General features: G+C 69.3%; 28 protein-coding genes, 2 tRNA genes and 1 pseudogene. 19 read left to right on the top strand and 12 right to left on the bottom strand.

Features of this window, described 5'->3' with window-relative positions:
• Positions 1–6: 6 nt before the first annotated feature.
• Positions 7–1,215: a GNAT family N-acetyltransferase gene (locus tag ACFV4N_RS04830; protein ID WP_499671151.1), complete on the bottom strand. Its 1,209-nt coding sequence runs from the start codon at positions 1,213–1,215 to the stop codon at positions 7–9.
• An 85-nt stretch (positions 1,216–1,300) separates the two neighbouring features.
• Between ACFV4N_RS04830 and ACFV4N_RS04825 the strand changes: the two genes are divergently transcribed.
• The 3 genes from ACFV4N_RS04825 (at position 1,301) to ACFV4N_RS04815 (ending at position 2,911) form a co-directional block, all read left to right on the top strand.
• On the top strand, positions 1,301–2,020 hold the full coding sequence (locus ACFV4N_RS04825) for a maleylpyruvate isomerase family mycothiol-dependent enzyme (protein WP_499671150.1): 720 nt from the start codon (positions 1,301–1,303) through the stop codon (positions 2,018–2,020).
• Positions 2,021–2,070: 50 nt separating this feature from the next.
• Positions 2,071–2,193, top strand: a complete 123-nt coding sequence (locus tag ACFV4N_RS04820; RefSeq protein ID WP_499671149.1) for a hypothetical protein — start codon at positions 2,071–2,073, stop codon at positions 2,191–2,193.
• Between the two features lie 94 nt (positions 2,194–2,287).
• Positions 2,288–2,911, top strand: coding sequence for a hypothetical protein (locus ACFV4N_RS04815; protein WP_499671148.1), 624 nt, complete (start codon positions 2,288–2,290; stop codon positions 2,909–2,911).
• An 811-nt stretch (positions 2,912–3,722) separates the two neighbouring features.
• On the opposite strand, the gene ACFV4N_RS04810 is transcribed toward ACFV4N_RS04815, so the two are convergent.
• The gene (locus ACFV4N_RS04810; RefSeq protein ID WP_499671147.1) at positions 3,723–4,703 is read right to left on the bottom strand and encodes a hypothetical protein; all 981 of its coding nucleotides are present in this window, start codon (positions 4,701–4,703) and stop codon (positions 3,723–3,725) included.
• A gap of 489 nt (positions 4,704–5,192) precedes the next feature.
• On the opposite strand from ACFV4N_RS04810, the gene ACFV4N_RS04805 reads away from it, so the two are divergent.
• Positions 5,193–5,753 (top strand): HD domain-containing protein, encoded by a 561-nt coding sequence (locus ACFV4N_RS04805; RefSeq protein ID WP_499671146.1) that lies wholly within the window; start codon positions 5,193–5,195, stop codon positions 5,751–5,753.
• On the opposite strand, the gene ACFV4N_RS04800 is transcribed toward ACFV4N_RS04805, so the two are convergent.
• On the bottom strand, positions 5,746–6,216 hold the full coding sequence (locus ACFV4N_RS04800; RefSeq protein ID WP_499671145.1) for an NUDIX hydrolase: 471 nt from the start codon (positions 6,214–6,216) through the stop codon (positions 5,746–5,748). The two genes, ACFV4N_RS04805 and ACFV4N_RS04800, sit on opposite strands and share 8 nt — an antisense overlap.
• Positions 6,217–6,228: 12 nt before the next feature.
• Positions 6,229–6,972 carry a DUF5919 domain-containing protein gene (locus tag ACFV4N_RS04795; RefSeq protein WP_499671144.1) on the bottom strand — a complete coding sequence of 248 codons (744 nt, stop codon included), beginning with the start codon at positions 6,970–6,972 and terminating at the stop codon, positions 6,229–6,231.
• A 160-nt stretch (positions 6,973–7,132) separates the two neighbouring features.
• On the opposite strand from ACFV4N_RS04795, the gene ACFV4N_RS04790 reads away from it, so the two are divergent.
• The 8 genes from ACFV4N_RS04790 (at position 7,133) to ACFV4N_RS04755 (ending at position 14,134) form a co-directional block, all read left to right on the top strand.
• Positions 7,133–7,585 carry a hypothetical protein gene (locus tag ACFV4N_RS04790; protein ID WP_499671143.1) on the top strand — a complete coding sequence of 151 codons (453 nt, stop codon included), beginning with the start codon at positions 7,133–7,135 and terminating at the stop codon, positions 7,583–7,585.
• 3 nt (positions 7,586–7,588) lie between these two features.
• Positions 7,589–7,792 carry a hypothetical protein gene (locus ACFV4N_RS04785; RefSeq protein ID WP_499671142.1) on the top strand — a complete coding sequence of 68 codons (204 nt, stop codon included), beginning with the start codon at positions 7,589–7,591 and terminating at the stop codon, positions 7,790–7,792.
• Positions 7,792–8,076 carry an AMED_5909 family protein gene (locus ACFV4N_RS04780; RefSeq protein ID WP_499671141.1) on the top strand — a complete coding sequence of 95 codons (285 nt, stop codon included), beginning with the start codon at positions 7,792–7,794 and terminating at the stop codon, positions 8,074–8,076. The genes ACFV4N_RS04785 and ACFV4N_RS04780 overlap by 1 nt, the downstream gene beginning before the upstream one ends.
• Positions 8,077–8,426: 350 nt before the next feature.
• Positions 8,427–9,305, top strand: coding sequence for a helix-turn-helix domain-containing protein (locus tag ACFV4N_RS04775; RefSeq protein ID WP_499671140.1), 879 nt, complete (start codon positions 8,427–8,429; stop codon positions 9,303–9,305).
• A 308-nt stretch (positions 9,306–9,613) separates the two neighbouring features.
• Complete coding sequence (locus ACFV4N_RS04770) at positions 9,614–11,083, top strand: FtsK/SpoIIIE domain-containing protein (RefSeq protein ID WP_499671139.1); 1,470 nt, start codon at positions 9,614–9,616, stop codon at positions 11,081–11,083.
• Positions 11,084–11,109: 26 nt separating this feature from the next.
• Positions 11,110–12,672, top strand: a complete 1,563-nt coding sequence (locus tag ACFV4N_RS04765) for a replication initiator (RefSeq protein ID WP_499671173.1) — start codon at positions 11,110–11,112, stop codon at positions 12,670–12,672.
• 14 nt (positions 12,673–12,686) lie between these two features.
• On the top strand, positions 12,687–12,908 hold the full coding sequence (locus ACFV4N_RS04760) for a helix-turn-helix domain-containing protein (RefSeq protein WP_499671138.1): 222 nt from the start codon (positions 12,687–12,689) through the stop codon (positions 12,906–12,908).
• The gene (locus ACFV4N_RS04755; RefSeq protein ID WP_499671137.1) at positions 12,905–14,134 is read left to right on the top strand and encodes a tyrosine-type recombinase/integrase; all 1,230 of its coding nucleotides are present in this window, start codon (positions 12,905–12,907) and stop codon (positions 14,132–14,134) included. Before ACFV4N_RS04760 ends, ACFV4N_RS04755 begins: the two co-directional genes overlap by 4 nt.
• On the opposite strand, the gene ACFV4N_RS04750 is transcribed toward ACFV4N_RS04755, so the two are convergent.
• Positions 14,106–14,176 (bottom strand) — tRNA-Gly (locus ACFV4N_RS04750). The two genes, ACFV4N_RS04755 and ACFV4N_RS04750, sit on opposite strands and share 29 nt — an antisense overlap.
• A 60-nt stretch (positions 14,177–14,236) precedes the next feature.
• Between ACFV4N_RS04750 and ACFV4N_RS04745 the strand changes: the two genes are divergently transcribed.
• Both ACFV4N_RS04745 and ACFV4N_RS04740 read left to right on the top strand, forming a co-directional pair.
• Positions 14,237–14,310, top strand: a tRNA-Pro gene (locus ACFV4N_RS04745).
• Positions 14,311–14,368: 58 nt separating this feature from the next.
• Entirely contained in the window at positions 14,369–14,524 is a 156-nt protein-coding gene (locus tag ACFV4N_RS04740) for a hypothetical protein (RefSeq protein ID WP_499671136.1), read from the top strand.
• Here the strand turns inward: ACFV4N_RS04740 and ACFV4N_RS04735 are convergent.
• From ACFV4N_RS04735 to ACFV4N_RS04725, 3 genes and pseudogenes are all read right to left on the bottom strand, one after another.
• Entirely contained in the window at positions 14,521–14,772 is a 252-nt protein-coding gene (locus tag ACFV4N_RS04735; RefSeq protein ID WP_499671135.1) for a hypothetical protein, read from the bottom strand. The genes ACFV4N_RS04740 and ACFV4N_RS04735 overlap by 4 nt on opposite strands.
• A 99-nt stretch (positions 14,773–14,871) precedes the next feature.
• Positions 14,872–15,528: a substrate-binding domain-containing protein gene (locus ACFV4N_RS04730; RefSeq protein WP_499671172.1), complete on the bottom strand. Its 657-nt coding sequence runs from the start codon at positions 15,526–15,528 to the stop codon at positions 14,872–14,874.
• Between the two features lie 78 nt (positions 15,529–15,606).
• Positions 15,607–15,777: pseudogene (locus tag ACFV4N_RS04725) on the bottom strand (LysR family transcriptional regulator); the annotation flags it as partial.
• A 1,140-nt stretch (positions 15,778–16,917) separates the two neighbouring features.
• On the opposite strand from ACFV4N_RS04725, the gene tig reads away from it, so the two are divergent.
• The 5 genes from tig to ACFV4N_RS04700 all read left to right on the top strand — a co-directional run bounded on the left by tig (position 16,918) and on the right by ACFV4N_RS04700 (position 21,747).
• Positions 16,918–18,294 (top strand): trigger factor, encoded by a 1,377-nt coding sequence (gene tig / locus ACFV4N_RS04720; protein ID WP_499671134.1) that lies wholly within the window; start codon positions 16,918–16,920, stop codon positions 18,292–18,294.
• Between the two features lie 113 nt (positions 18,295–18,407).
• The gene (locus ACFV4N_RS04715) at positions 18,408–19,016 is read left to right on the top strand and encodes an ATP-dependent Clp protease proteolytic subunit (protein ID WP_499671133.1); all 609 of its coding nucleotides are present in this window, start codon (positions 18,408–18,410) and stop codon (positions 19,014–19,016) included.
• Between the two features lie 24 nt (positions 19,017–19,040).
• Complete coding sequence (locus ACFV4N_RS04710; RefSeq protein WP_033427645.1) at positions 19,041–19,670, top strand: ATP-dependent Clp protease proteolytic subunit; 630 nt, start codon at positions 19,041–19,043, stop codon at positions 19,668–19,670.
• A gap of 201 nt (positions 19,671–19,871) precedes the next feature.
• Entirely contained in the window at positions 19,872–21,152 is a 1,281-nt protein-coding gene (clpX, locus tag ACFV4N_RS04705; protein ID WP_499671132.1) for an ATP-dependent Clp protease ATP-binding subunit ClpX, read from the top strand.
• Between the two features lies 1 nt (position 21,153).
• Positions 21,154–21,747: an RBBP9/YdeN family alpha/beta hydrolase gene (locus tag ACFV4N_RS04700; protein WP_499671131.1), complete on the top strand. Its 594-nt coding sequence runs from the start codon at positions 21,154–21,156 to the stop codon at positions 21,745–21,747.
• Here ACFV4N_RS04700 and ACFV4N_RS04695 read toward each other — a convergent pair.
• The 4 genes from ACFV4N_RS04695 to fdhD all read right to left on the bottom strand — a co-directional run bounded on the left by ACFV4N_RS04695 (position 21,734) and on the right by fdhD (position 25,465).
• Positions 21,734–22,474 (bottom strand): methyltransferase domain-containing protein, encoded by a 741-nt coding sequence (locus ACFV4N_RS04695; RefSeq protein ID WP_499671130.1) that lies wholly within the window; start codon positions 22,472–22,474, stop codon positions 21,734–21,736. The two genes, ACFV4N_RS04700 and ACFV4N_RS04695, sit on opposite strands and share 14 nt — an antisense overlap.
• 82 nt (positions 22,475–22,556) lie before the next feature.
• Positions 22,557–23,423 (bottom strand): alpha/beta hydrolase, encoded by an 867-nt coding sequence (locus ACFV4N_RS04690; protein ID WP_499671129.1) that lies wholly within the window; start codon positions 23,421–23,423, stop codon positions 22,557–22,559.
• 54 nt (positions 23,424–23,477) lie between these two features.
• Positions 23,478–24,644, bottom strand: coding sequence for a CaiB/BaiF CoA transferase family protein (locus ACFV4N_RS04685; protein WP_499671128.1), 1,167 nt, complete (start codon positions 24,642–24,644; stop codon positions 23,478–23,480).
• Positions 24,641–25,465, bottom strand: a complete 825-nt coding sequence (gene fdhD / locus ACFV4N_RS04680) for a formate dehydrogenase accessory sulfurtransferase FdhD (protein WP_499671127.1) — start codon at positions 25,463–25,465, stop codon at positions 24,641–24,643. The genes ACFV4N_RS04685 and fdhD overlap by 4 nt, the downstream gene beginning before the upstream one ends.
• Between the last annotated feature and the right edge of the window lie 63 nt (positions 25,466–25,528).

Raw genomic sequence — 25,528 nt, 5'->3', positions numbered from 1 at the left:
AGTGGGTCAGAACACCTCGGGGCAGTGCGGCTCGTGCTCGCCCAGGAACGCGTGCGACAGGGCGGCCACCGCGCCGGGCGCCACCTCGCGCACCCGCTGCGCCCGCGCCAGCGTGGCCAGCCGCGTGCCGCCCAGGTAGGCCGCGCCCAGCGCCTGCACGTCCAGCTCGACGTCCGGGGCGTCGTCCACCCGCTGCGCGGTCGCCTCGCCGCCCTTCACGGTCAGCCGCACGCGGCCCGCGTTCCACGGGCAGAAGTCGTCGGCGACCTCCAGCACGAGGTCCACGTCCGAGCCGTAGCGGCGCTGGGCGAGCGCGCGGTCCACGTCCACCAGGCGCACCCACAGCGAGTCGGACCTGCCGCGCAGCGCCAGCCGCGGGTCGTCCAGCAGGTGCGTGATCGGGTCGTCGGAGGCGGTGAAGAACTTCAGCTCGCCGATCAGGTCCACGTCCAGCAGGTAGCGGTAGAGCGCCGCGTACGCCTCGGGGGTGCGCGCCGCGATCTCCCGCACGTGCAGCTCGTTGCGCGGGCCGCGGTCCTGCCAGTCCTGCTTCACCCGGTACACCGCGTACCCGTCGGGGTGCTTCACCCAGCGGTAGGAGCTCAGGCCGCCGCGGTCGCGCTCCTCGTCGGCGAACTGGTGCGCCCAGAACGGCTCCGTGCGGCTCAACCAGCCCGTGCGGGTCGGGCGCAGCTCCTCGTAGAGGGCCTTCAGGTGCGGCATCGCCTCGTCGCGGGTCACTTCGAGGACCCGGGCGTCGCCGGTCGCCGTGCCGCGCCGGAACGCGGCGTTCTTCGGCACGGACAGGCGGGTGAACTCGGCCGCGAGCCCGTAGCCGAAGCGGCCGTAGATCCCCGCTTCCGACGCCCACAGCGCGGCCACCGCCTCGCGACCGCCGTCGTGCAGGCCCTCCAGCTGGGCGCGCATGAGCCGGGTGAGCACGCCCCGCCTGCGGTGACCGGGTTTCACGCCGACCGACGAGACGGCGGCGACCGGCCGCGGGCCGCTGCCGGGCAGGGTCATCTCGCGGGTCTGGACGACGCCGCCGCCGATCAGCTCGTCACCGTCGAACACGCCCAGCGAGCGCTCCGGCTCGAACAGCTCGCGGTAGCGCTCGGCGTCCTCGTCACGGGTCTCGCCGAGGAACGCCGCATCGACCACGCGCTGGAACTCGGGCAGGTCGTCGTGGGTCAGGGTGCGGTGGGTGAGGGCCATGGGCTGTTCTATACGCCGATCGCGGGTTCGGCGCGATCCAATTCAGGGGTCGCCCGATCTTGTGACGTTCCGGGATGCTGCGCTGGTGGACCCCCATGCGCTCGCGAGCGCGCTCCGCACCGACGCGACGGCGTTGGCGATCGCGGCCGACCTGGCCCCGCGCGACCGGCCCGTGCCGGGGTGCCCGGGGATGACGGTCGAGGACCTGGTCGTGCACGTCGGCACCGTCCACCGGCGGGTGACGCGGTGGATCACGCGCGGCGCGCGGCCGGACGGGTGGTCGTGCGCGCCGGGGGACGCCGACCCGGTCGACTGGTACCGCGTCGGCGCGGCGTCGCTGATCGGCGCGCTGGACCCGGCGCGTGCCGCCGCACCCGCGCCGACGTGGTGCCCGTGGGACGGCACGCTGGGGTTCTGGCTGCGGCGGATGGCGCATGAGACGGCCGTGCACCGGGTGGACGCGCAGGCGGCGGTGGGCGTGGCGGCGCCGCTGGACCCCGTGCTGGCGGTGGACGGCATCGACGAGGTGCTGCGGCTGTGGCTGGGCTGCCACCAGCCGCCGGCCGCGCACACCTCCGGGCGGGCGTTGGCGTTGCGGGTGCCGGGGAGGGAGTGGACCGTGGCGCTGCGCGAGGGGGTCGTCGACTACTGCCCGGGCGCGCCGGCGGACGCGGTGGTCAGCGGGTCGCCGTCCGCGGTCGACCTGTGGCTGTGGGGGCGGGTGGGCGAGTCGCAGCTGTCGGTCGAGGGTGATCCCGGGGTGGTCAGGGCCTTCCGGGCGGCGGTCGCCGGTGCGACGGGGTAGTTCACCGCGAAGTGCGGTGAACGGGTTCGCCCGGGGAGCACACTGTGCCGATGGACAAGCTGCGCGTGATCCTGAGGTGCCTGGTGTCGTTCACCATCGGCTTCCTCATGGTGCTGCTGGCGATCCGCTTCGGCGAGGCGCTGTGGCGCGCGGTCACGTCGTACGGGAGGTAGGCCGTTCGGAGCCGTCCCCTCGGGCCCGTCGGACTTCGCGCGGCAGCCCCCGAAAACGGCCCGGCCGGAACCGGGTGCGTGGTTGCATGGGGGTGTGACCTGGGACCCGTTCGGCACTTTGGCGCAGACGCTCTGGATCACCGGCGGTCAGTGGGCGGGCAAGAGCACCGTCGCGAGGATCCTCGCGGTCCGATGTGGACTGACCGCGTACCACTACGACTACCACGACGCGCGCGGGCACCTGGACCGGCGCGTCGCCGCGGGCATCGAGCTGATCGACGCGGAGCAGGCGTACGTCCGCAACACGCCGCGGCAGACGGCGGAGCACGTGCTCGCCGGTTTCCCCCGGCGCTTCGAGTGGGCGCTGGACGACCTGCGCGGCCTGGTGTCGGGTCGGCCGATCATCGCGGAGGGGTGGGGCCTGAGGCCGGAGCTGGTGGCGCCCCTGGTGCGCTCGCCGAGGCAGGTGATCGTGATGGTGCCGACCGACGAGTTCCGCCTGCACCAGGCGGCGACCCTGGAGCGGGCCCGGGCGCTGTCGCAGCCGGTGAGCGACCCGGAACTGGGGCAGCGCAACCGCCTCGAACGGGACCGGCTGGTGGCCGCGGACGCGGTGGCGAAGGCGAGGGGGCTGGGCATCCGGGTGCTGGAGGTGGACGGTTCGCTGGACGCCGAAGCCGTGGCCGACGTGGTGGCCGAGCACTTCGGGTTGAGCTGATCTCGGTGGGGGAGTCGGGGGAGTCGCGGGGAGCGGCCGGGGAGTCCTGGCGGGCTTGAACCGTTCCCCGCGACCCGGTTGACCGGTTCTTCGTGGGTATTGTGGGTACTCCGGCGGGAACTGGTCGGGGCCGAGCGTAGGGGTTCGCGGGGGCCGCGCGTCAAGCCGAGGAATTGCCACGTTCGTGTGGATCTTTTTGTCGGCCGCCCCGGCGGCACCGGTTTCCGATTGCGATAGCAAGCCTGTGAGCTGGGGTTTTGCCGAGGCGCAGTTGTTTCCCCGCAACCCATTCCCGTGCCGGTGGGGTATGGCCGGACGGTTTGTCGGACCAGGCTGCACTGGGGCCTTCGTCGTTTTCGCCCGATACCCGGTTAACGGCACTCCGGTCAATCCGCCGACGGCGGTGCCGTACCGATCGGGGTGAGGTGCGACGTCGTCCCTGAGGATCAGAGGATCCGAGTGGGTCCCGTTGTCGGCCCGAGGGCGGCGGGGTGGAGGGCCGGCCGACCGCGAGACCGTCCACAAGGGACGGTCCGCGAGGCTGTCACCAGCGAGGAAAGGGGAGAGCGGGTGACGGGAATCGAACCCGCATGACCAGCTTGGAAGGTCTGGCAGCGATCAAGCCCCTGACCAGGTAACCCTCTGACCAGTGCCTTTGTTCGCCATCTGACCGCCCGCGCCCCTAACTGGCCGCTGTTGACCCTGGGATGGGGCATGCGAGGGGCACGGGCGGGAGGCTTGTTGGTGGCAGCATCTGGTGGCAGGTAGCCAGTCGAAGTTCCGCCTATAAGGCTTAGTCAAATAATAAGCCTTAACTTTTCGTACTGTCTTCCTCTTCGTCTGCATCCTCATATGGCGGATACGCTGCAAGGAATTCGGCGTCATCCCACCACTGTTCGGCGTGATCCCGGAATGCGTCAGCGGCTACCTGAGGAAGTGGTGTCAAAACGGTTGGGTGCTGCATTCCGATGGTATTTATAGAAGTTCCAATCGTTAGAACGGCATCTCGTCCCGCTACGATCCTGTCATGCAGCACTCCGTTGGCGGCTACTCGTATTTCGATCTCGTGGTCAGAGCCGCTGTTGATAAGTACTGCCATTGCTGCGCGCTCCTCCTGTTTTACTCTTGCGGATATGAGGATTCGAGAAACTGTGGTATAGGCTTTGATTGTCAACAATTGTTCAAGGCGTAGATATGGGTCAATGACTAGCGCATCGCCCATTTCTGCCAACCTTCTGACGAACGTCGGATATGCCAACTCATTGTGCGAGTCCAGAACTACGACTTCAAGGGCCTCATCTTCATTTTCGTTACTATATTCCGCGCTGCGAAGCAAGGCGCGTCCAAGTGGTGTAACGCCGATCCCGCCGCGTTCGTCTTTGTCGATCCATTCGAGTCGGAGGAGGTGTTCAATGAAAGTTTCAGGCGGTGTTGGAGGTCCGTATTCGGCTGGAACTTCTGGTTCGATCAGTTCCGAAGTAAAGACACCCGATTTAATGAATGGAATCAATGTGTTTCTTAGTAGACTGCTATTAACTCCGCTTAGTGCGCTAATCATTTCACTATTGCCTAGCGGTCCGAATGAAGCCCCCCTCATGGCTTCTACAATGGGGGACGTATGGCGATAGCGAGCTGGTCTTCCCGCTTTAATTAGGGTCCCTGGTTTCCCTGGCTTCGGTTTTGGTGCAGACATCCATTGGTTGATATGGTTTTCATGAGGCCGGCTACCTCCTCTATTTGCGGCGGATATGAATGACAGGGCCTTGTATTGATCATCGTCTAGGATTTGCATCGCGCTCCTTGTTCCACGACTGGCCTAGTAGTGTGACAGAGTGGGGGTGCGCTTCCAAGGAGTCGAGTTGGCGAGTCGCACCATGGTTAGGCTTTCCTTCGTTGACGCATGTCTTGATGCCCGGTCAGTGTGTATAGCTTCGTCGGCAAGGCGGCGAAGCCGTCGCGGCAGTCGATCGCCGTGACCAGCGCTGACAACTGTGTGATCGCGCGATCGTCCCGACCTGGTGGTTGGAATGGCTTGGTGGCGGCTCAGGTCTGCGTGGCGCGCCGCCTACTGCCACGTGCACTGACTCCGCGGGCGGCCGACGGGCAGAGCGGAGCGGGAGCCCGGCGTGCCGCGATGCGGAGTCGGTGCAAACGTGAGTTGGGACTGGCCGCGCGTAGCCGCAGGTGGCGCGACTTGATCCCGTAGAGCGGAATTCGGCAACGCAGCAGGTTGGCTGTGGTGGTGTGGTCATGGCGCGAGGTGGCTGCTTAGGTTGAACATGTGGACTTGATCGCGCGGGCCTGCGCGGTGGCGGAGAGGTGGCTTGCCGACTCGTTGCCTCGGCGGTGGGCGCATGTGCAAGGCGTGGCCAAGCGGACTGGGCTGGTGAGTGCGGGCTTCAGTGCGGAGGACCGGGAGCTGCTGACGGCGGCGGCTGTTCTTCACGATGTGGGGTACGCGCCGGAGTTGGCTAGGACTGGGTTTCATCCGCTTGATGGAGCCCGGTATCTCGAAGAGCAGAACTTTCCTGGCCGATTGTGTGCGCTTGTCGCGCACCACTCCTGCGCCTGGTTGGAGGCGGAGTTGAGAGGGTGCTCGGCTGAGCTGGCTTACTGGGTGGATGAGCGGACGCCGTTGCGGGATGCGCTGTGGTGGGCGGACATGACCACTGGGCCGGACGGGGATGTCGTCGACGTCCATGAGCGGATAGCGGAGATCCGGGAGCGATATGGGCCGGAAGACCTGGTGTCTCTCTTCATCCGCCAGGCGGAGCCTGAGTTGGTGGCTGCGGTGGAGCGCACGGAAGCTCGGTTGCGGGCGGCGGGAATCGAGGTCACGTGAAGTAGGGCTCGGCGCGATCGCTGAGGCCGTGCTGGATGCGTAGTTGGATGGATGGGTGGATGTCCAGGTTGCTTAGGTGGCTCGGCTCTACCCAGTGGACCTCCTTGGACTCACTGCTTGTGCGCAGCTCGCCTCCGATCGGCTGAGCGCGGAAGCAGATGGAGAACTCCTGGCGAACCTCGCCATCGTCGTAGGCCATCACGTGGTTGGGGTTCGAGTAGAGGCCGACCAGGCTGGTGACGTGCACCGTGATGCCGGTTTCCTCTTCGACCTCGCGGACGACGGCTTGGGCGAGGGTTTCGCCTACGTCTTGGCCTCCGCCGGGGATGGCGTACTTGTCGTTGTCGGTGCGGCGGATCATCAGGAGGCGGCCGGTGGGGTCTTGGACGATGGCGCTGACGGCTACGCGGATGCTGTTCGCCTTGGGGGCGTTCGGGTCGTTGAGGTAGTCGGTGCGCGTCATGGGTCGACCTTGTCAGAAGGTGGTGCGCTTCGCGCTGGCCCAGACGGTCTCCAGGCTCTCCGAGTAGGTCTCGAAGAGGTCGCCTGCGGAGAGGCGGCGTAGGTGGAGGGCTGGGGCGTGGGCTCCGGGGAAGCCGTAGACGTGGGTGTTGACGATCATCTCGTCGTCGAAGCGGAAGACTGAGTTGTAGAGGGTCGTCTTGTGGAGGCGGACCTCGATGCCCGGGACGTCTGCCAGGGGGCGGACGAACGCCAGGGCGTTGCGGATGCGGGCGGCGACCGTGCCCTTGCCCAGGTGCTCCTCCTCGCTGCGGCGGGCTGCTTCGCGGCCTGCCGGGTCACCGAAGAGGAGTCGGATTTTGGCGCCCTCCTCGGCCTTGCGGCGCAGCTCCTTGGCGAAGGTGGGACGTTCGACCAGGAAGAGGGCTGCCAGGGACAAGACCTCGATGTGGCTGGTGGCGTCGTTGAGGAGGCGGTCCCACAGGTCCGCGGGGATGTTGTTGCGGTGGGGGTAGACCTTGACGACCTCTGACTCCGCGATCTCGGCCTTGCGGTCTGCGGCTACCGCGTCGGGCCAGAGGTAGTTCTCCGTCTCGCGGACCATCGAGGCGATGGCGTGGCGGTGGCGTGGGTAGGGGAGTCGTCCCTTGGTGATCCAGCGCTCCACTGTCTTGGGGTCTACGCCGGTGGCTCGGGCTACGTGATCGAGGTCCAGGCCGTTGCGGAGCAAGGCTTCTCGTAGCCGTTCGTTGGCCATCGGTACCCCCGTGCTGACGTCTTGGGACGTCTTCAATGTAGCAAGGACGTCCTGAGAAGTCCCGCTATGCGGTGCTTGCGTCCCGCCGATCAGCGGAAAGTGGTTGGTGTCGAGGTGCTGGACAGGCGGTCCAGCCGACAGCGGCGACAGGAGAACGGCTGTGGCGATCACGGGTGGGAGCAGGCTCCCCACGACGCACGATTTCGTCTTTCCGCGTGGGGCGTTGGTGATGGGTGTGGAGCCGGTGTTGCGGTTCCAGTCGGCGGAGGAGCGGGCGAAGGGGTTGCCGCCGCAGCAGGAGACGGACAAGGAGTCCGGGTTGTTGGTGTGGTCGGTCTTGGTGATCGATCAGGCGGCGGAGCGGAAGTCCGATGCGGTGGTGACGGTGAAGATCGCCGCTCCGCACCAGCCGGTGCCGCCGGAGGCGATTCCGGGGACGGATGTGCGGCCGGTGGTGTTCGAAGGGCTGACGGTGACGCCGTGGATCGATGACAAGGCGTGCCGGGGCGCTCATGGGGGTGAGCGGCACCGGTGCCGGGCCAAGCTCGGGTACAGCCTGCGGGCCTCGGGCATGTCACCGGTTGTGGTGAAGTCCGCGTCCAAGGCCGCGTGAGTCGTGGGCGGGGAGCTGGTCCGGGTGCACGTGACGGCGGAGTTGCCCGTGCGGGGTTCGGCGTTGCCGTTCGCGGATCGGGTGGAGATCCGCTTCGGCAAGGCGTTCCCGGTGGTCCTGGTGATCGACCGCGCCGCACTCGACGGAGTGCGCGCGGCGCTGGAGGCGGGTGCTGCTGCGCTTGGTGCCTCGGGTGGTGAGCGGTGATGACGCAGCCGAAGCGGTCTGACCTGTGGTTGGTGGCCCAGGCCGTGACGACCTTGAAGGACGCGCACGAGGCGTTGGGGGCGTTGATGCCCGCGCCGGATGCGGCGCTGTCGCGCTGGCAGGTGTTCTACCTGCGGTCGGCTCAGGTGTACGAGCGGGTGGCGGAGGTCGACCGGGGGCATCACCACGAGGCGTTGTACTGGGCGAAGCGTGAGCGGGAGAAGGGTGAGGAGATCGCTCGTGCTCTTGCGCTGGAGTCGTCGGGGGATGGTGAGGGCGGGTGAGCGGGCGGGGGTCGAAGGCGTCTGTTCGGCGCTCCGCTGTCCGTCGCGATCCGTCCCGGTACTCGGTTCGCCTTCGTGATGAGCCGTTCGACAAGGCTGTGAGGTTGGCGGGGTTCCGGTCTGACTTCGCGTTGGCGCAGTCGATGGGTGTCAACCGGTCGACGGTGATGCGAGTGCGGGCCGGTTCTCTTCAGCCCGGTCCGGCGTTCATCGGTGGTGCGTTGACGGTGTTGGCTCCGATGACGTTCGCGGATCTGTTCGAGGTCGTTGATTCCTGCGCATAGGGCGCGGTCGTTCTTTTCGCTTTCCGGGCGCGGGAGAGGTGTGCCCGGATGAGGTGGGGATTCGTTGTGGCTGATGGTGATTATGTGCGCTTGGGTTCGACTGTTCGCAGTCGGGCGTTGGGTGCGGAGTTGCGGGCGGCTCGGCGTGAGTCGCCGCTGAAGTTCGGTGCCCTGGTGGAGAGGTTGGGTGTTTCGCCCGGTTGGTTGTCGAAGCTGGAGTTGGGGACCAGGCGGACCGACGCGCGCAACATCGCCCGATTGTTGGGCTTCTACCAGGTGGACCTGAAGACCTTTGACCGGGTGATGGGTCTATACCGGGATACCGATGACGGGATTCTGGTGTGGGAGCACGGCCCGGGTGGCGTGGACGAGGTGCCGGTGCTGCTCGATCACGAGGCAGCGGCGCACGAGTTGTTCTGCTACGAGCTGGCGTCGATCCCGGACTTGGTGCAGTCCGAGGACCACATGCGGCAGGTCTTCGGCTACGACGTACAGGCGACGGGAGAGGTCGAGCGGTACGTGGCCGCTCGCAGCAAGCGCCAGGGTGTTTTGGGTGCCCGGCTGCCGGTCAAGTGCACCTTCGTGGTGCGGGAGCTGGTGTTGCGGCACCTGGGGCCGGACCCGGAGGTTGCTTGGGGTCAGTTGATGAACCTGGTCTGGTTGTGCGACACGGGAAAGGTCGACGTGCGCGTGATCGCCTGTGATGCCCAGGCCGGGTTCTGGGAGGACTATCCGTTCACGCTGATGCGGTCGCCGGAATTCCGTTCGGTCGTCCACATCGGTGTCATGACGTGCAGCGTGTTCCTCGATAATCCTCGGGAGACCGGGGAGTACGAGAAGGTGGCGAAGCTGCTGTTGGACAACGCGTTGAACGCGGAGCAGTCGCGGGAGCTGATCGTTCGCCTTGCCGACGAGGCGGGCCGGCGGAACGGCTCCGAGAACTGAAGCATTCCTTGTCGCTGGTGGCGTGAGTCGCCGGAAACAGTCCTACAGTCTTGGTGGGCCTGGGACCGTTTCACGGCGACTCACGTGACCGTTCCATATCTCAGCCCAAGAGGTTCGGTCATGTCGAGCGTATCTGTTGACGGGGGACGTGCGTCAAGCCGCGTGGTTACCCCGAATGTGTGGAAGCTTTCCAACGGTCGCCCCTGCGGGGCCTGCAAGAGGTTCGGCATTTATGCGCCCAACCAGCTTGTTTGCTGCGCGTGCCTGGGGTGGCTGCCGCTGATCTTCGCCCCCGTGGGGCGTGTGCGATGAGCGGCGGCGGCAAGTGGGTGGACCCGGCACCGTTCGAGGGTGCCCGGCCTCGTCTGCCGTGGTGGGCGTTGGTGCCGGGCAAGGCGAAGTGGCTGGCCGCATCAGTGGCGCTGGTGTGGGTCGCAGTCGTCGGTGTCGTGCGCCTGGCGCTCGTTGTCATTCGCTATCCGGTGGTCGTGTTGGTGCCCGGGGCGGCGGCCTGGTGCTGGTGGCGATTCGGCCTATCGCCGCTGGTGCTGGCGTTGTTGTCGCTGGTGGCGGCGCTGTTGCTGTGGTTCGGCTATGACCGGGTTTCGTTCTTGCGGCACTGCTGGTACCGGCTGGTCACCGAGTGGCGGCGGGCGACCGTCTACGTGCCCCGGTGGCGGTCGGTGATGCGGCTGGCGGACCTGGTCAAGCGCCACCGGGGCCGTGAGTACCGGCCTCGGCTGCGGCGGGTCCGGTCGGAGGGATGGCGGGACCGGGTTCGGGTGCGGATGATCCCGGCCCAGTCCCCGGAAGCCTGGGAGCTGCGGCGGGACGGCCTGGCCCACTCCTTCAACGCCCAGTCCTGCCGGGTTCGGGTGCTCAAGCCTCGGGTGCTCGAACTCGACTTCGTCCACCGCGACCCGCTCAACCGCCCGCTGCCGGTCCCCCTGCTGGTTGACGCTGAGGTTGACCTCAAGCGGGTGGTCGTCGGGCGGACGGAGACCGGTAAGCCGTGGCGGCTGCGGTTGCTGGGGTCTCAGGTGCTCGTGGTCGGTGTGCCTGGGGCGGGCAAGGGCTCGGTGTTGTGGTCGATCGTGTGGCAGCTCGCCCCGGCCATCCGCGCCGGACTGGTCCGCCTGGTCGGGATCGACCCCAAGGGCGGGATGGAACTCGGACAGTGCCCAGTCGCCTTCGATCGCGTGGTGTACGACAACGGGCCGGAAGCTGTTGCCCTGCTTGAGGAAATCGCCACCGAGGTCAAGGAACGCGCCACCCGCTACCGGGGCATCCGACGCCTGTGGGCACGTTCCACCGGCGAGCCGTTCACCGTGCTCGTGGTAGACGAACTGGCGGACCTGATCGCCTACCAGCCGGACAAGCAGCTCCGGGAGCGGGCGGCGCGAGCCATCCAGACGATCACCTCCCAGGGACGCGCACCGGGCTATGCCGTCGTCGGCTTGGTCCAGGACCCGCGCAAGGAGGTCGTCTCCTTCCGGCACCTGTTCACCACCCGCGTTGCCCTGAGGCTGGACGAGCCACAGCAGGTGGACATGGTCCTTGGAGACGGCGTGCGGCAGCGCGGCGCGGCGGCCCACGAGATCAGCGAAAACACCCCCGGCGTCGCCTGGATCAAACAGGACGGGCAGCGGGAGTCGGAGCGGGCTCGGGCCTTCCACGTGACGGACGCGGACCTGGTGGAGCTGGGGGCCTTCCTGGCTGACGCCACCGTGCACGACTTCCCGACTCGGCCGGATGGTTCGGGGGAGGTGGCGGCGTGAGCGAGTACCTGACCCGCGCTGACCGGATGAAGCAGCCGGCGGCGTTGGACGTGGCGCGGGCGGTGGCGGAGGAGCACGGCGTGTGCGTCCGGCCGCTGGCCAAGGAGCGGATCGACCTGGACACCGGGCGCGTGGAGATCGTCCCGGTGCCGTGCGACTCGACCGTGGCCAGTGTGTGCCCGACGTGCGCGGAGAAGAACCGGCGACTGCGCATGGCCCAGTGCCGCGAGGGCTGGCACCTGACCGAAGAACCCGACTTCACGCCCAATGCCCCGAGCGACGACCAGCGGGCGCTGACCGCCTACCGGGCCGACCTGGTCAAGACCTATCGGCAGGCCGTTGAGGAGGGTGACGAGATCGGGGCGGAGGAGGTGCGTGAGGAAGTCGCCGGGGTTGATGCAGAGCTGCGACAGCTCGGAGTCCGCGGCACGCTCCCAGCCCTGGAGGCTCGGCCTCGGGCCGCGCGGAAACGGTCGACCAGGCGGCGGCAGGACGCTCCGAACCTGCCTCGACGTCCGGTCAGCAAGCGCACGGTCGGACGCGTCTTCGGCGGCAAGTATCAGCCCTCGACGTTCCTGACGCTGACCCTGGACAGCTACGGCAAGGTGCGGAGCGACGGAACCCCGGTCGATCCGGCGACGTACGACTACCGGCGGGCGGCCCGGGACGCGATGCACTTCGCGGCCCTGCTGGACCGGTTCGTGCAGAACCTGCGCCGCTGCGTCGGCTGGGACGTGCAGTACTTCTCCACCGTCGAACCCCAGCGTCGCCTGGCGCCGCACTGGCACGCCGCGATTCGCGGTTCGGTCTCGCGGACGGAGCTACGGGCGGTCGCTGAAGCCACGTACCACCAGGTGTGGTGGCCCGCCCACGACGAGATCAAGTACAGCGGCGACCACCGGCCGGTGTGGGACACGCGGGCCAAGGGGTTCGTCGACCCTGTCACCCGTGAACCGCTGCCCACCTGGGAGCAGGCTCTCGACCAGGTGGAAGCGCCCGCGCACGTCGCCCGGTTCGGCGTCCAGGTCCACGCGAAAGGCATCCTCGGCGGCACCAAAGAGGCCGGACGCCACATCGGCTACCTGACGAAGTACCTCACCAAGAGCATCGGGGAGTGCTTCGAGGCGAAGACCACCCGCCAGGAGCAGCACGCGGAACGGCTGTGCGCGGAGCTGGCCGTCACCCCGTGCTCACCGCAGTGCCCGGTGTGGCTGCTCTACGGCGTCCAGCCGCGCGGTGCTCGTCTGTCGATGGAACCGGGCAAGTGCAAGGGCAAGGCGCACAAGCGCTCTACCCTCGGCGTCGCCGGGCGGCGGGTGCTGGTGTCGCGGAAGTGGTCCGGCAAGTCGCTCGCCGACCACAAGCACGACCGGGTGAAGTTCGTTCGGCAGCTGCTGGCCGACGTCGGGATCGAGCAGGAGGAGCGGCCCGTCCGGGTCGTCTGGAACAACGTTCAGCCCGGTGATCCGAACGTGCCCCCACGACCTCACCTCCTCCTGCGGGCCGTCGCGGAGCGGCGCAGGTGGAAAGCGGAGTACACGGCGGCGCTGCTGGCGTCCGCCGGTTCGGCAACACCGGACGCGGCTTGATCGGGGGATCACCGATGCACGAGAAAGAGCACTTCAGCGTGCCCGAAGCGGCCGAGTACATGAGCACCACGGAGCGGTTCGTCCGCCGGTTGGTCGCGGAGCGGCGCATCCCGTTCCACCGGCTCGGGCGGTTGATCAGGTTCAAGCGGGCGGACCTCGACGCCTTCATCGAGGCCGGTCGGGTCGAGGCGTTCGACCCCGCAGCCGTTCGGCAACACCTGCGGAGGGCGTCGTGAGCAGGAAGCGGAGGAGGTTCGGGAGGGTTCGTCAGCTGCCCTCGGGGCGGTTCCAGGCGCGGTACCAGGGGCCGGACGGCAGGCAGCACGCCGCGCCTCACACGTTCGAGCGGGAGAAGGACGCCGAGCAGTGGCTGTCGGTGGTGGAGACGGACATCCTCCGGAACGACTGGACCAACCCCGACGCGGGCAAGATCAAGCTGCGGGTCTACGCCGAGGCGTGGATCAAGGAGCGGGACCTGGCCGTGCGGACGGTCGAGCTGTACGACGGGCTGCTCCGCAACCACGTGGGGCCGAAGCTCGGTGACGTGATGCTCTCCGACCTCACCCCGTCGCGGGTTCGACGGTGGCGGAAGGAGCTGCTGGAGGAGGGCACGGGGGAGGTGACCGTGGCCAAGGCGTACCGGTTCCTGCGGGCGGTGCTCAACACGGCGTCGGCTCCCGAGGAACGCCTCCTCAAGCACAACCCGTGCACGATCAAGGGTGGTGGCAAGGAGGAGAGCCCGGAGCGGCCCACGGCGAGTCTGCCCCAGGTGTTCGCGGCGGCTGATGCCATTGAGGAGCGGTACCGCCTGGTGGTGCTGCTGGCGACGTTCGGCAGTCTGCGGTTCGCGGAGATGGTCGGCCTGAGGCGGCGCGACTTCTCGGTTGTTCACGAGGGTGAACAGGCGTTCTGCGTGGTGAGGGTCGAGCGGCAGACGGTGCAGCCGGACTCGGGGGAGCTGTTCGAGGACGACCCGAAGGCCAGGAGCAAGCGGCCGGTCACCCTGCCGCCGTTCCTGGCGGAGGAGATCGAGGGGCACCTCAGCCGGTTCGTCGACGACGATCCGGACGCCTGGGTGTTCCTCGGGCCGAAGGGCGGTCGACCCAAGCGGAGCAACTTCTGGCACATCTGGGACGCCGCCCGGAAAGCGGCGGGGATGCCGGACGTCCACCTGCACGACCTGCGGCACACCGGCAACACCTTGGCGGCGGAGACCGGGGCGACGCTTCGGGAGCTGATGGACCGAATGGGGCACAGTTCGACTCGGGCGGCCCTGATCTACCTCCACGCGAGGGAGGAGCGGGGTCGGACGATCGCGGCGGGTATCGAGGCCATGGTCAAGGGGCACGCGAGGGGCACGGAAGATCCGCAGAAAGTGAAAGACCGCCCACAAGGGACGGTCTGCAAGCTTTCTACCAGGAAGAAGAGTGGAGAGCGGGTGACGGGAATCGAACCCGCATGACCAGCTTGGAAGGCTGGGGCTCTACCATTGAGCTACACCCGCACGCGCTCACCGGGGTGGGCGCGGGGTTAGCTTAGCCGGTCGCGATAGGCTTGGGTGGACCGGGGCGTGGCGCAGCTTGGTAGCGCACCCGCTTTGGGAGCGGGGGGTCGCAGGTTCAAATCCTGTCGCCCCGACGGTCGCCCTGGCCGGCCCGATCGGGTTGGCCAGGGCACTTCCGGGTAGCCCCGGCCCATGACCACTTCACCGTTCGAGCCCCACCCCGAGTTCGGCGAGCCCCGCATCGCCGCCGCCGACCCCGGACCGGGCGCACCCGAGCAGGCCGAGGGCTTCGGGGTCGAGACCGAGGACTCCGATCACGAGCAGGAGACCGGGCGGGACGAGGGTTAGCCGCCCATCTGGGCCACGGCCGTCGAGACCGCGGCCGCCTGCTGCTCCAGCACCTCGTCGGGGGAGTCCTCGCCGACGCCCCGGGACAGGAGCTCCTGCCGGGACACCAGCAGCAGCGCGCCGCGGTAGGCGTCGGTGTCCAGGTCGTCGACTTGGACTATGTGGAGGCGGCCTTCCAGGAGGACCAGGGTGGGGTCCGGGACGCTGGAGGCCAGCAGCTCGCGCAGGTCACTGCCCTTGACGGTCATGCGTCGGGCCTACCCCTCGGGCGGCCCGCGAAACGTAGCCGCCGTTCTTGAGCACACCCGCGCCCGGGTGCTCAAGAACGGCTCAACCACTCCCCAGGGTCAGGCCGGCGCCGCGACCTGTTCGCTCACCACCTGCGCCGCGGCCGACACGAGCGCCGTGACGGACGGGTTGGTGGAGTTGTCCTGCCGCCAGGCGAACTGGGTGTAGACCCGGAACGGCGGCACCCACGGCAACCTGCACAGCCTGCCGTCGGCGAGTTCCGCGGCGACCGTCACCTCGGGGACCAGCGAGATGCCCAGGCCCGAGGCGACCGCTCGTTTCGCGGCGTCGATCGAGTCGAGCGCCAGCACCGGCGACCTCGACTCGTTGTCCTGCAACCCGAGCGCCTGCTCGAACTGCTCGTAGTAGCTCGCGCCGTTCTCGGCGCGGATGAGCGTGCTCCCGCGCAGCTCGTCCTCGGTGATCACCGAACGCCGGGTGAGGGCGTGGGTGGGACCGGCCACCATGACCAGCGGCTCGGGGCACAGCACGGTCGTCTCCAACCCCTCGCGGGGCTCGATGGAACCGATGAAGAACGTGCAGTCCAGCCGGCCCTCGCGCACCGAGGCCAGGTTGGCCTGGGTGTTCCGGGAGTGGAGGGAGATCTGGACGCTCGGGTACCGCCAGCACATGTACTCGATCAGTGGTAGCAGACGGTAGTCGGTCAGACTCTGTGCGCTGCCGATGACCAGCTTGCCGTGCGGCTCGCCGTTCATCGTGATCGCTTTCCTGGCTTTGTCGGTGAGAGTGATGATGTTCCGTGCGAACGGCAGTAGCTCGACACCCGCGGAGGTCATTTGTATGCCACGCGGGAGTCGCCGGAAGAGCGGCACGCCGAGGGTCTCTTCGAGTGCCTTGATCCGGGTCGTTATGGTTGGCTGCGAGCAATTCAGGGTAGCGGCTGCCTTGGTGAAGCTGCCCGTCTGAACCACAGTTGTGAACGCCAACAGCTGACGCGTCTCCATGGAGCTCCCCAACGGTGCGTGAAAGTGGTCCCCGGTAGACCGGTGCGGGACGGCACCGTGATCCCCGGTTTCGTGGCGATGGCTGATCTGGCTGCACCTTCCGGCCCACGCGGCCGGAGGGTGATCAACATCGCCGTGCTACCGCCAGGGGTCTCACCCGGGGTGCGGGTGGGGTGCCCGGAATCTGTCCGACACCGAGGTGACGGTCTGCGTCCGAAGGTGGTCCTGGGCTGATGTTCGGCAGCGGCGGAATGGATCTCATCGGGTCATCGGCACCTTGTCTGGTAGGTGGTTAAAGAGCTCGATGACATTGTCTCGCTCGTTTCTGTCGGTCCCTGTTGTCGGCACGTCCGCTGCTGACCCCTGAGAACGTTCCGACAACCCTGGAAACATTCCTTCCCACGTGCGGGTCCGGGCGCCACGGTACCTGAAACCCACACTAATGGACTACGGCGAGTGGAGTCATCTCGACAAGTGAAAGTTTTCCATCGCCCACTACTCCGAACGGCCCTGCTTCACCCCTTGCGACGAACGTCCCTCACCCCTGGTAGCAGTAGGTACCTCGCTGTTGCGTCATCCGTGTTACACGGCGAACTTGCGCCTCCTGTCACGTCCTGACGCGCCTTCCTGGGCGGATGGCTCCCGAGGTCACTCGAACGGTCTAATCGGCGGGGTCTCTTTACACCCGATCGGGGTAGGGGGCGGGGCCGTGCGGCTCTCTGTTGAGACGCCCGGGGCCTCCCGTCCGGGCGGCGACGCGGCGTGTCCTGGAGGTCCCGCGCCTGGTGGGCGGTGCCCGTCCCGGGAATTTGGAGCCAGCGTGGTGATTCGACCCCGGGGGGTTCCGCGCCGACCCGCGGGCGCGCCCCGCGGGACCCGGCGGGCGGGGCGGGCGAAGGGCCCGGAGCGCGCCGCGCCGGCGAATCACGGGACGATCACCGCAATTCGATCCCGACCCGGCTTTTAATGCCCCGACAATGCGCGCCCGACCGCCGTCGCCCGGCCGCGCCGCCCGGTTGCGGACCCCGGATCCGGGGTGGTAGCGCCCCCGCGACCACCGACCGCCTAGACTCAAGCGGAATCCCGGCGCGGTCAACCGCGTCCCGGGGTGCCCGCACGTCCCGTTACGAGGAGACCACGTTGAAGAGCACCGTCGAGCACCTGAGCCCGACGCGGGTCCGGATCAACGTCGAGGTGCCGTTCGACGAGCTCAAGTCGGACTTCGACCGCGCCTACCGCAAGCTGGCCAAGCAGGTCCGCATCCCCGGCTTCCGCCCCGGCAAGGCCCCGGCCCGCGTGCTGGAGAGCCGCATCGGCCGCGCGCCCGTCCTGGACGAGGTCGTCCAGGAGGCCATCCCGGCCAAGTACCTGGAGGCCGTCACCAGCGGTGAGATCCGCACCCTGGGCCGCCCGGACTTCGAGGTGACCAAGATCGAGGACGGCGAGTCGCTCGCGTTCACCGCCGAGGTCGACGTCCGCCCGGAGATCACGGTCCCCGCCTTCGGCGAGCTGTCCGTCACCGTCGACGACCAGGAGGTCACCGACGAGGACGTGGACACCCAGCTGGACGACCTGCGCGCCCGCTTCGCCACGCTGACCGGCGTCAAGCGCCCGGCCGAGACCGGCGACTTCGTCGTGGTCGACCTGTCGGCGACCGTGGACGGCGAGGAGGTCGAGGAGGCCAAGACCTCCGGCCTGTCCTACGAGATCGGCTCCGGCCAGCTCGTCGAGGGCATCGACGAGGCCCTGGTCGGCGCCTCCGAGGGCGAGACCAAGACCTTCACCACCACCCTGGTGGCCGGCGAGCACTCCGGCCGCGAGGCCGAGGTGGCCGTCACGCTGAACTCCGTCAAGGAGCGCCAGCTCCCCGAGCTGGACGACGAGTTCGCCCAGCTCGCCAGCGAGTTCGACACCCTGGACGAGCTCAAGGACGACCTGCGCACCCGCCTGGGCCGCGTGAAGAAGATGCAGCAGGGCGTCCAGGCCCGCGACAAGGTGCTGGAGGCGCTGCTGGCCAGCGTCGAGGTGCCGCTGCCCGAGGCCGTCGTGAAGAGCGAGATCGAGGCCCGCGAGCACGACGCGGTCCACGCCCTCGACCACGACGAGGCGCGCTTCGCCCAGTGGCTGGAGGAGCAGGGCCAGACCCGCGAGCAGTTCGACACCGAGGTGCGCGAGGCCTCCGAGCAGGCGGTCAAGACCCAGCTCGTGCTGGACGCCATCGCCGACGCCGAGCAGCTCAGCGTGACCGACCAGGAGCTGACCGAGCGGATCATCTACCAGGCCCAGCGGTTCGGCATCAGCCCCGACGAGTACGTCAAGCGCGCCCAGCAGTCGGGCCAGCTCGGCGCGATCTTCGCCGACGTGCGCCGGGGCAAGGCGCTGGCCTCGGTCGTGCGCCAGGCCACCGTGACCGACTCCTCCGGCAACGCCCTGGACCTCGACGAGCTGTTCGGCGAGCCCCGGGCCGAGGCCAAGGGCGAGGAGAAGTCCACTGAGGAGCCCGCGAACGCGGAGTGAAGCCCTGAGCGAACGCGGGCGGTGTCGGGAAGTCGACGCCGCCCGCCTTCGTTAAGGTCGTTGACACGAGACTCTTTTCGGCACAGCTAGTCGGCAAAGATAGGCAGGCAGACGTGACGCAGCACTCTCTCCCGGCCCCTGTGATGCGAGCGGCCTCGGGGATGAACCTCAACGACTCGGTCTACGAGCGCCTGCTCCGCGAGCGGATCATCGTGCTGGGCACGCAGGTCGAAGAGGGCATCGCCAACCAGATCGTGGCCCAGCTCCTCCTCCTGGCCGCGGAGGACCCGGAGAAGGACATCACCTTCTACATCAACTCGCCCGGCGGCTCGGTGACCGCGGGCATGGCGATCTACGACACGATGCAGCTCATCGAGCCCGACGTGGCGACTTACGCGATGGGCCTCGCCGCCTCGATGGGCCAGTTCCTGCTCTCCGCGGGCGCGCGGGGCAAGCGGCACGCCCTCCCGCACGCGCGCATCCTCATGCACCAGCCCTCGGCCGGTGTCGGTGGCACGGCGGCCGACATCGCGATCCAGGCGGACATGCTCGTCCGGACCAAGCACGAGATGGCCGAGCTGATCGCGGAGCACACCGGTCAGCCCGTCGAGCGCATCGTCGCGGACTCGGACCGCGACCGCTGGTTCACCGCCCAGGAAGCCCTGGAGTACGGCTTCGTGGACAAGGTGATCAGCCGGGCCAGCCAGGCCTCGACCAACTGACCGCGAGCATCAGGAGACACCGAAGTGAGCCAGTTCCACGCGCCGCAGTCCCGGTACGTGCTCCCGTCGTTCGTCGAGCGCACCAGCTACGGCATCAAGGAGTCCAACCCGTACAACAAGCTGTTCGAGGAGCGCATCATCTTCCTCGGCGTGCAGGTGGACGACGCGTCGGCCAACGACGTGATGGCCCAGCTGCTCGTGCTGGAGTCGGAGGACCCCGACCGCGACATCCTGATGTACATCAACTCGCCGGGTGGCTCGTTCACCTCGCTGATGGCCATCTACGACACCATGCAGTTCGTCCGCCCGGACATCCAGACCTACTGCCTGGGCCAGGCGGCCTCGGCGGCGGCGGTCCTGCTCGCGGCGGGCACCCCGGGCAAGCGGCACGCGCTGCCCAACTCCCGGATCCTGATCCACCAGCCGGCGACCGAGGGCGTCTACGGCCAGGTCTCCGACCTGGAGATCCAGTCGAACGAGATCCAGCGCGTCCGTCGCCTGATGGAGACCACGCTGGCCAGGCACACCAGCCGCTCGCCGGAGCAGGTGCGCCTGGACATCGAGCGCGACAAGATCCTCACGGCCGAGGAGGCCAAGGACTACGGCATCGTGGACAGCGTCCTGCCGTACCGGAAGCTCTCGGCCTCGAAGTAGCCGCGTGACCCCCGACACGCCGAGCTGACCAGGGGTCCTGGTCGGTTCGGCGCGACGGGGGCACGCTGGTCCTCCCGCACAGGCGGGTGGGACGGGTACCGTCGAGGGGAACGGGCGGTCCCGCACCCAGCGGAATCGTCACACCAGCAGTCAGGCGCACCCGATCAGGTGGCGCGCCGGAGGGGACAGAGGTCAGCGGTCATGGCACGTATCGGTGACGGCGGCGACCTGCTGAAGTGCTCTTTCTGCGGCAAGAGCCAGAAGCAGGTGAAAAAACTCATCGCCGGACCGGGTGTCTACATCTGCGATGAGTGCATCGACCTCTGCAACGAGATCATCGAAGAAGAACTCGCGGAGGCCGGCGACGTCAAGCTCGACGAGCTGCCCAAGCCCGCCGAGATCCACGAGTTCCTCGACCAGTACGTGATCGGGCAGAGCGAGGCCAAGCGCACGCTCTCGGTGGCGGTGTACAACCACTACAAGCGCATCCAGGCGGGCGACCGCGGGCGCGAGGGGCGCGACGACGGCGTTGAGCTGGCCAAGTCGAACATCCTCATGCTCGGCCCGACGGGGTGCGGCAAGACCTACCTGGCCCAGACGCTCGCCAAGATGCTCAACGTGCCGTTCGCCATCGCGGACGCCACGGCGCTGACCGAGGCGGGCTACGTGGGCGAGGACGTCGAGAACATCCTGCTCAAGCTCATCCAGGCGGCGGATTACGACGTCAAGCGCGCCGAGACCGGCATCATCTACATCGACGAGGTCGACAAGATCGCTCGGAAGAGTGAAAACCCGTCGATCACGCGCGACGTGTCGGGCGAGGGCGTCCAGCAGGCGCTGCTGAAGATCCTGGAGGGCACCACCGCGTCGGTGCCGCCCCAGGGCGGGCGCAAGCACCCGCACCAGGAGTTCATCCAGATCGACACCACGAACGTGCTGTTCATCGTGGCGGGGGCGTTCGCGGGCCTGGAGAAGATCATCCAGGACCGGATCGGCAAGCGCGGGCTCGGCTTCGGCGCCGAGGTGCGCACCAAGGCCGAGGTCGACGCGGCGGACTACTTCGCCGAGTCGATGCCCGAGGATCTGATCAAGTTCGGGCTCATCCCGGAGTTCATCGGCCGGTTGCCGATGGTCGCCAGCGTGACGAACCTGGACAAGGAGTCCCTGGTCCGCATCCTCACCGAGCCGAAGAACGCGCTGGTCAAGCAGTACCAGAAGCTCTTCGAGATGGACGGCGTGGAGCTGGAGTTCACCCGGACCGCCATGGAGGCCGTCGCCGACCAGGCGATCCTGCGCGGCACCGGCGCCCGCGGCCTGCGGGCGATCATGGAAGAGGTCCTGCTGCCGGTGATGTACGACATCCCGAGCCGCACGGACGTCGCCAAGGTCGTCATCACCGAGCAGACCGTGAAGGAGAACGTCAACCCGACCATCGTGGCCCGGCAGCCGTCGCGCCGGGAGCGCCGCGAGAAGTCGGCCTGAGTTGTCCCTGCCCCACGCGCTGATCCTGCCCGGCCTGGGCGGCTCCGGACCCGGGCACTGGCAGAACTGGCTGGCGGGCGAGCTGGCCCGCCACGGCGGGTCGGTGGACGTGCCGGAGTTCACCGCGCCGGACGAGCCGAGGCTGGACGTGTGGCTCGACGAGCTGCGCGGCCACCTCGCCGCCGTGCCGGCGTCCTCCGCGCACGAGCGGGTGGTGGTCGCGCACTCGCTGGCCTGCCTGTTGTGGCTGCACCACGCGGCGGGCGAGTTCGACGAGGCGTCGCGGGTCGACCGGGTGCTCCTGGTCGCCCCGCCCGCCCCGGACTTCGACGGCGAACCCCTCATCCGCGAGTTCCTGCACCCGGTGCTGGACCCGACCACCGTGCGGCGGGCGGCGGTGTCCACGCGGGTCGTGGCGGGCGAGGGCGACCCGTACTGCTCCCTGGCGAAGGCCAAGGAGCTGGCCGAGGCGCTGCGGGTGGACCTGGACGTCGTGGTCGGCGGCGGTCACCTCAACGTGGACGCGGGCTACGGGTCGTGGCCCGCGGTGCTCAAGTGGGTGCGCAGCGGTCGCACCCCGCTCACCCCGCGCTGACCACCACGCTGAACAGCGTGAAGGTGGCCAGGAACGGCCCCGCCGCGAGGTCGGCCAGCCACTCCTCGGCCGCGGCGCGGCTCAACCGGCCCGCCCGCGCGGCGCGGTGGGCGTTGCGCGTCAGCCCCAGCACCTCGTCGGCCACCGCGAAGTCCCGCAGCACGGGCGCCTCGGCCTCCACCGAGACCGGGGTCAGCCCCGCCTCCCGGGCCAACCGGGCCAGTCTGCGGCCGACCGAGGGGTGCCGCACCACGCGGTCGCACACGAACCGGTTGAACGCCAGGTTCACCGCCACCGGCCCGGGGTCCACGGCCAGGGTCTCCCAGTCGGGTTGGGCCAGGACCGCCAGGCCGCCGGGGCGCAGCACCCGCTCCAGTTCGGCCAGCACCCGGGCCGGCGAGTCGACCTGGTGCAGGACGCGGTCCACGCGGGCCCGGTCCACCGACGAGTCGGCGAGCGGGAGCGCCTGGGCGTCGCCCTCGACCACCTCGACCGCCGTGCCCGCGGTGCGGCGGCGGGCCTCGGCGACCATCGCCGGGTCGAGGTCGACGCCGATGACGGCGCCCGCCCGGTCGGCCAGTGACGGCAGGTCCGCGCCGGGGCCGCAGCCGACGTCGAGGGCGGTGTGCCCGGGGCGGAGGTCGAGGGCGTCCAGCAGGCGCCGCTTGTAGTCGCGGCCCGTGTCGGCCACGAGGTCCAGGTAGGCGATGGGGTCGGGAGTGGTCACGCCGCCAGGCAAGCACGGCGGTGTGCGGGTTCGGTGGAGGTCCGGGGGAGGTTCCGTGAGCGCGGGGATCGGGCGCCGGGGATCAGCGCGGCACGCGCCGGCCGAGGAACCGGATGACGTCGGGGACGATCCCCCGGTAGTACGCGTCGTCGTGGCCGCCGGGGGTGATCGAGGCCACCGCGGGCCGCGCGCCGGCGATGAACCGGCGGGTGCCCTCGATGAAGTGGTCGCGGTCGCCCGCCCACACGCCGATCGGCGCGTCGCCGAGCTCGTCGAGGTTGCGCAGCGGGTCGAGCGACGCCCACTGGGCCTCGTCGCGGAACGCCTTCCGCTTGGACATCTCGCGCCACGAGGTGAGCAGGGCGGGCGCGATGGCGGCGATCGCGGCGACCGGTTCGCGCCGCTCGTGCTTGCGGCGGGAGTACAGCAGCGCGCCGAAGCCGCCCATGGACACGCCCGTGCAGGCGAACGGCGCGCCGAAGCCGCGTTCGGCCAGCCACGCCGGCACCTCCTCCAGCAGCATCGCCATGGGGTCGTCGCCGGGGACGTTCTCGTGCCAGTAGTGGTCGCCGCCGTCCACCGCGACGAACCCGAACGGGGGAACCGAGCCGCGGTGCACGGCCGTGACCAGGACTTCCTGCATGCGGCCGACCGCCGCGGTGCGCGCCGTGCCGAAGCGGCCGTGCAGGAGCAGCGACATGGGCAGGCCCTCGGTGGGCACGCCGGGCGGGACCATGGTGAGCAGGTCGACGCCCCGGCCGCGGCGGTGAGAGTGGACGCGGTCCACCCGGACCACGGCCCGCTGCACGGCGGGCACCCGGCCCGCCACGCCCAGCGCGTACCGGAGACCTTCGCCGAAGGGCGCGTTCGTCCGCAGGCCTGCGGTCACGCCGACCGCGGCCAGCGCGCCGCCGCCCAGGGCGGTGAGCACCGCGCGCCTGCTGACCATGTGCCCTCCAGCCGTTCTCCTGACGCATCGCCTGAGATGAGGGCGTCGTTTCACTCAACGGGCCGTCGCGGCCGAAAGTGCCCTCACCTCTTCCTCTCGGTAGCCGAGTTCGCGCAGCACGCGTTCGGTGTGCTCGCCGGGTGACGGCACGGGCGCGGGCTGCCACCCCCACGCGGTGGAGTCGACCGGCGGTCGCAACAGGGGTACCCCGCCGCCGGGGACCGTCACCCGGGTCAGCCGGTCGCGGGCGGTGAGCTGGGGATGTTCGGGCAGCTCGGCCACGGTGCGGGTGCGGGCGGCGGGCACGTCGGCCTCGTCGAGCGCGGCCAGCAGGTCGGCGGCGGCCCACGCGGAGAAGTCCAGGGCGGCGTGCAGGTCGGCGCGGTGGGCAACGCGGGAGCTGACCGTGCCGAAGCGCGGGTCGTCGGCCAGCTCGGGCCTGCCCAGGACGCGGCACAGCCGCCGCCACTGCGGGTCGTTCTGCACGGCCAGGTGCACGGCGCCGTCGGCGCACCGGAACGGCCCGTAGGGCGCGATGCTGGGGTGGTGCGCCCCGGTGCGCGGCGCGGCGGCGCCGGTGCCCGCCGCGTACAGCATGGGCTGGTGCATCCACTCGGCCATCGCCTCGAACAGCGACAGGCGCAGGGTCGCGCCCTCGCCGGTGCGGGCGCGGTGCAGGAGGGCGGCCAGCACGGCGGAGTGCAGCTGCACGCCGGCGGCGATGTCGGCCACCGAGATGCCGGCGCGGGCGGTGACCTCGCCGTCCCCGGTCAGCTCGACCAGGCCCGCCTCGGACTGGACCAGGGCGTCGAACGCCTTGCGCCCCGCGTACGGGCCGTCCGTGCCGTACGCGGACAGCTCACCCACCACCAGTTCGGGTTTCCCCCGGCGGAGGGAGTCGGCGTCCAGGCCCAGGCGGCGCGCGGCGTCCGGGGACAGGTTGCACAGGACCACGTCGGCGCGGGCGACCAGGCGGTCGAGCACCTCGCGGCCCGCCAGGTCCTTGAGGTCGAGCGCCACCGACTCCTTGCCGACGTTGGTCCAGGCGAAGTACGAGGACACCGAGCCGCACGCGGTGTCGTAGTCGCGGGCGAAGTCGCCCGCGCCCGGCCGTTCGACCTTGATCACCCGCGCGCCCAGGTCGGCCAGCAGCCGGGAGGCGTACGGGACGGCCACGGCCTGTTCGAGGCTGACCACCGTCACACCGTCGAGGGGTCTCACGCTGTCACCCGTTCGTGGTGGGTGTAGACGTTCATCGACTCGCCGCGCAGGAACCCGACCAGCGTCACGCCCTGCTCGTCGGCCAGCTCGACGGCCAGCGACGACGGCGCGGACACCGCCGCCAGCACCGGCACGCCCGCCATCGCGGCCTTCTGGACCAGCTCGAACGACGCCCGCCCGGACACCACCAGCACGGTCCCGGCCAGCGGCACCCGGTCGCCCAGCACGGCCCAGCCCAGCACCTTGTCCACGGCGTTGTGCCTGCCCACGTCCTCGCGCACGACCAGCGCCTCGCCCGAGGTGGTGAACAGCCCGGCGGCGTGCAGCCCGCCGGTCGCGGCGAACACCTTCTGCCGCTCGCGCAGCGCGTCCGGCAGGCCGGCGAGCACGTCCACGTCGACCGACGCGGGGTCGCCGGCGGGGGAGTGGCGGGTCTTGAGCTTGACCGCGTCCAGCGCCGCCTTGCCGCACACCCCGCACGACGAGGTCGTGTAGAAGTTCCGCTCGACCCCCGTCTCGGGCGGCGCCACGCCCTCGGCCAGGTCGAGGTCCAGGACGTTGTAGGTGTTCACCCCGTCCGGCCCGGCGCCCGCGCAGTACCGCGCCACGGCCACGTCGGCCAGGCCGGTGATCACGCCCTCGGAGAGCAGGAACCCGTGCGCCAGCTCCACGTCGTGGCCGGGGGTGCGCATGGTCACGGCCAGTGCCCGGCCGCCGACGCGCAGCTCCAGCGGTTCCTCGGCGGCCAGCGAGTCGACCCGCTTGCGGGGCGTCCGTCGCACGTAGCTGACCACCGGACGACGCACGGTCACTCGGCCCATCGCGCAACTCCTCCTCCGGGCCCGGTTCCCCCGGGGCCTGGTCACCAGGCTACGTCGGCGGTC

The organism is Actinosynnema sp. NPDC059797 (genome assembly GCF_042732085.1).
Classification (GTDB): domain Bacteria; phylum Actinomycetota; class Actinomycetes; order Mycobacteriales; family Pseudonocardiaceae; genus Actinosynnema.
The sequence above is the reverse complement of the archived record's forward strand: the minus strand, read 5'-3'. Positions and strand labels throughout refer to the sequence as shown.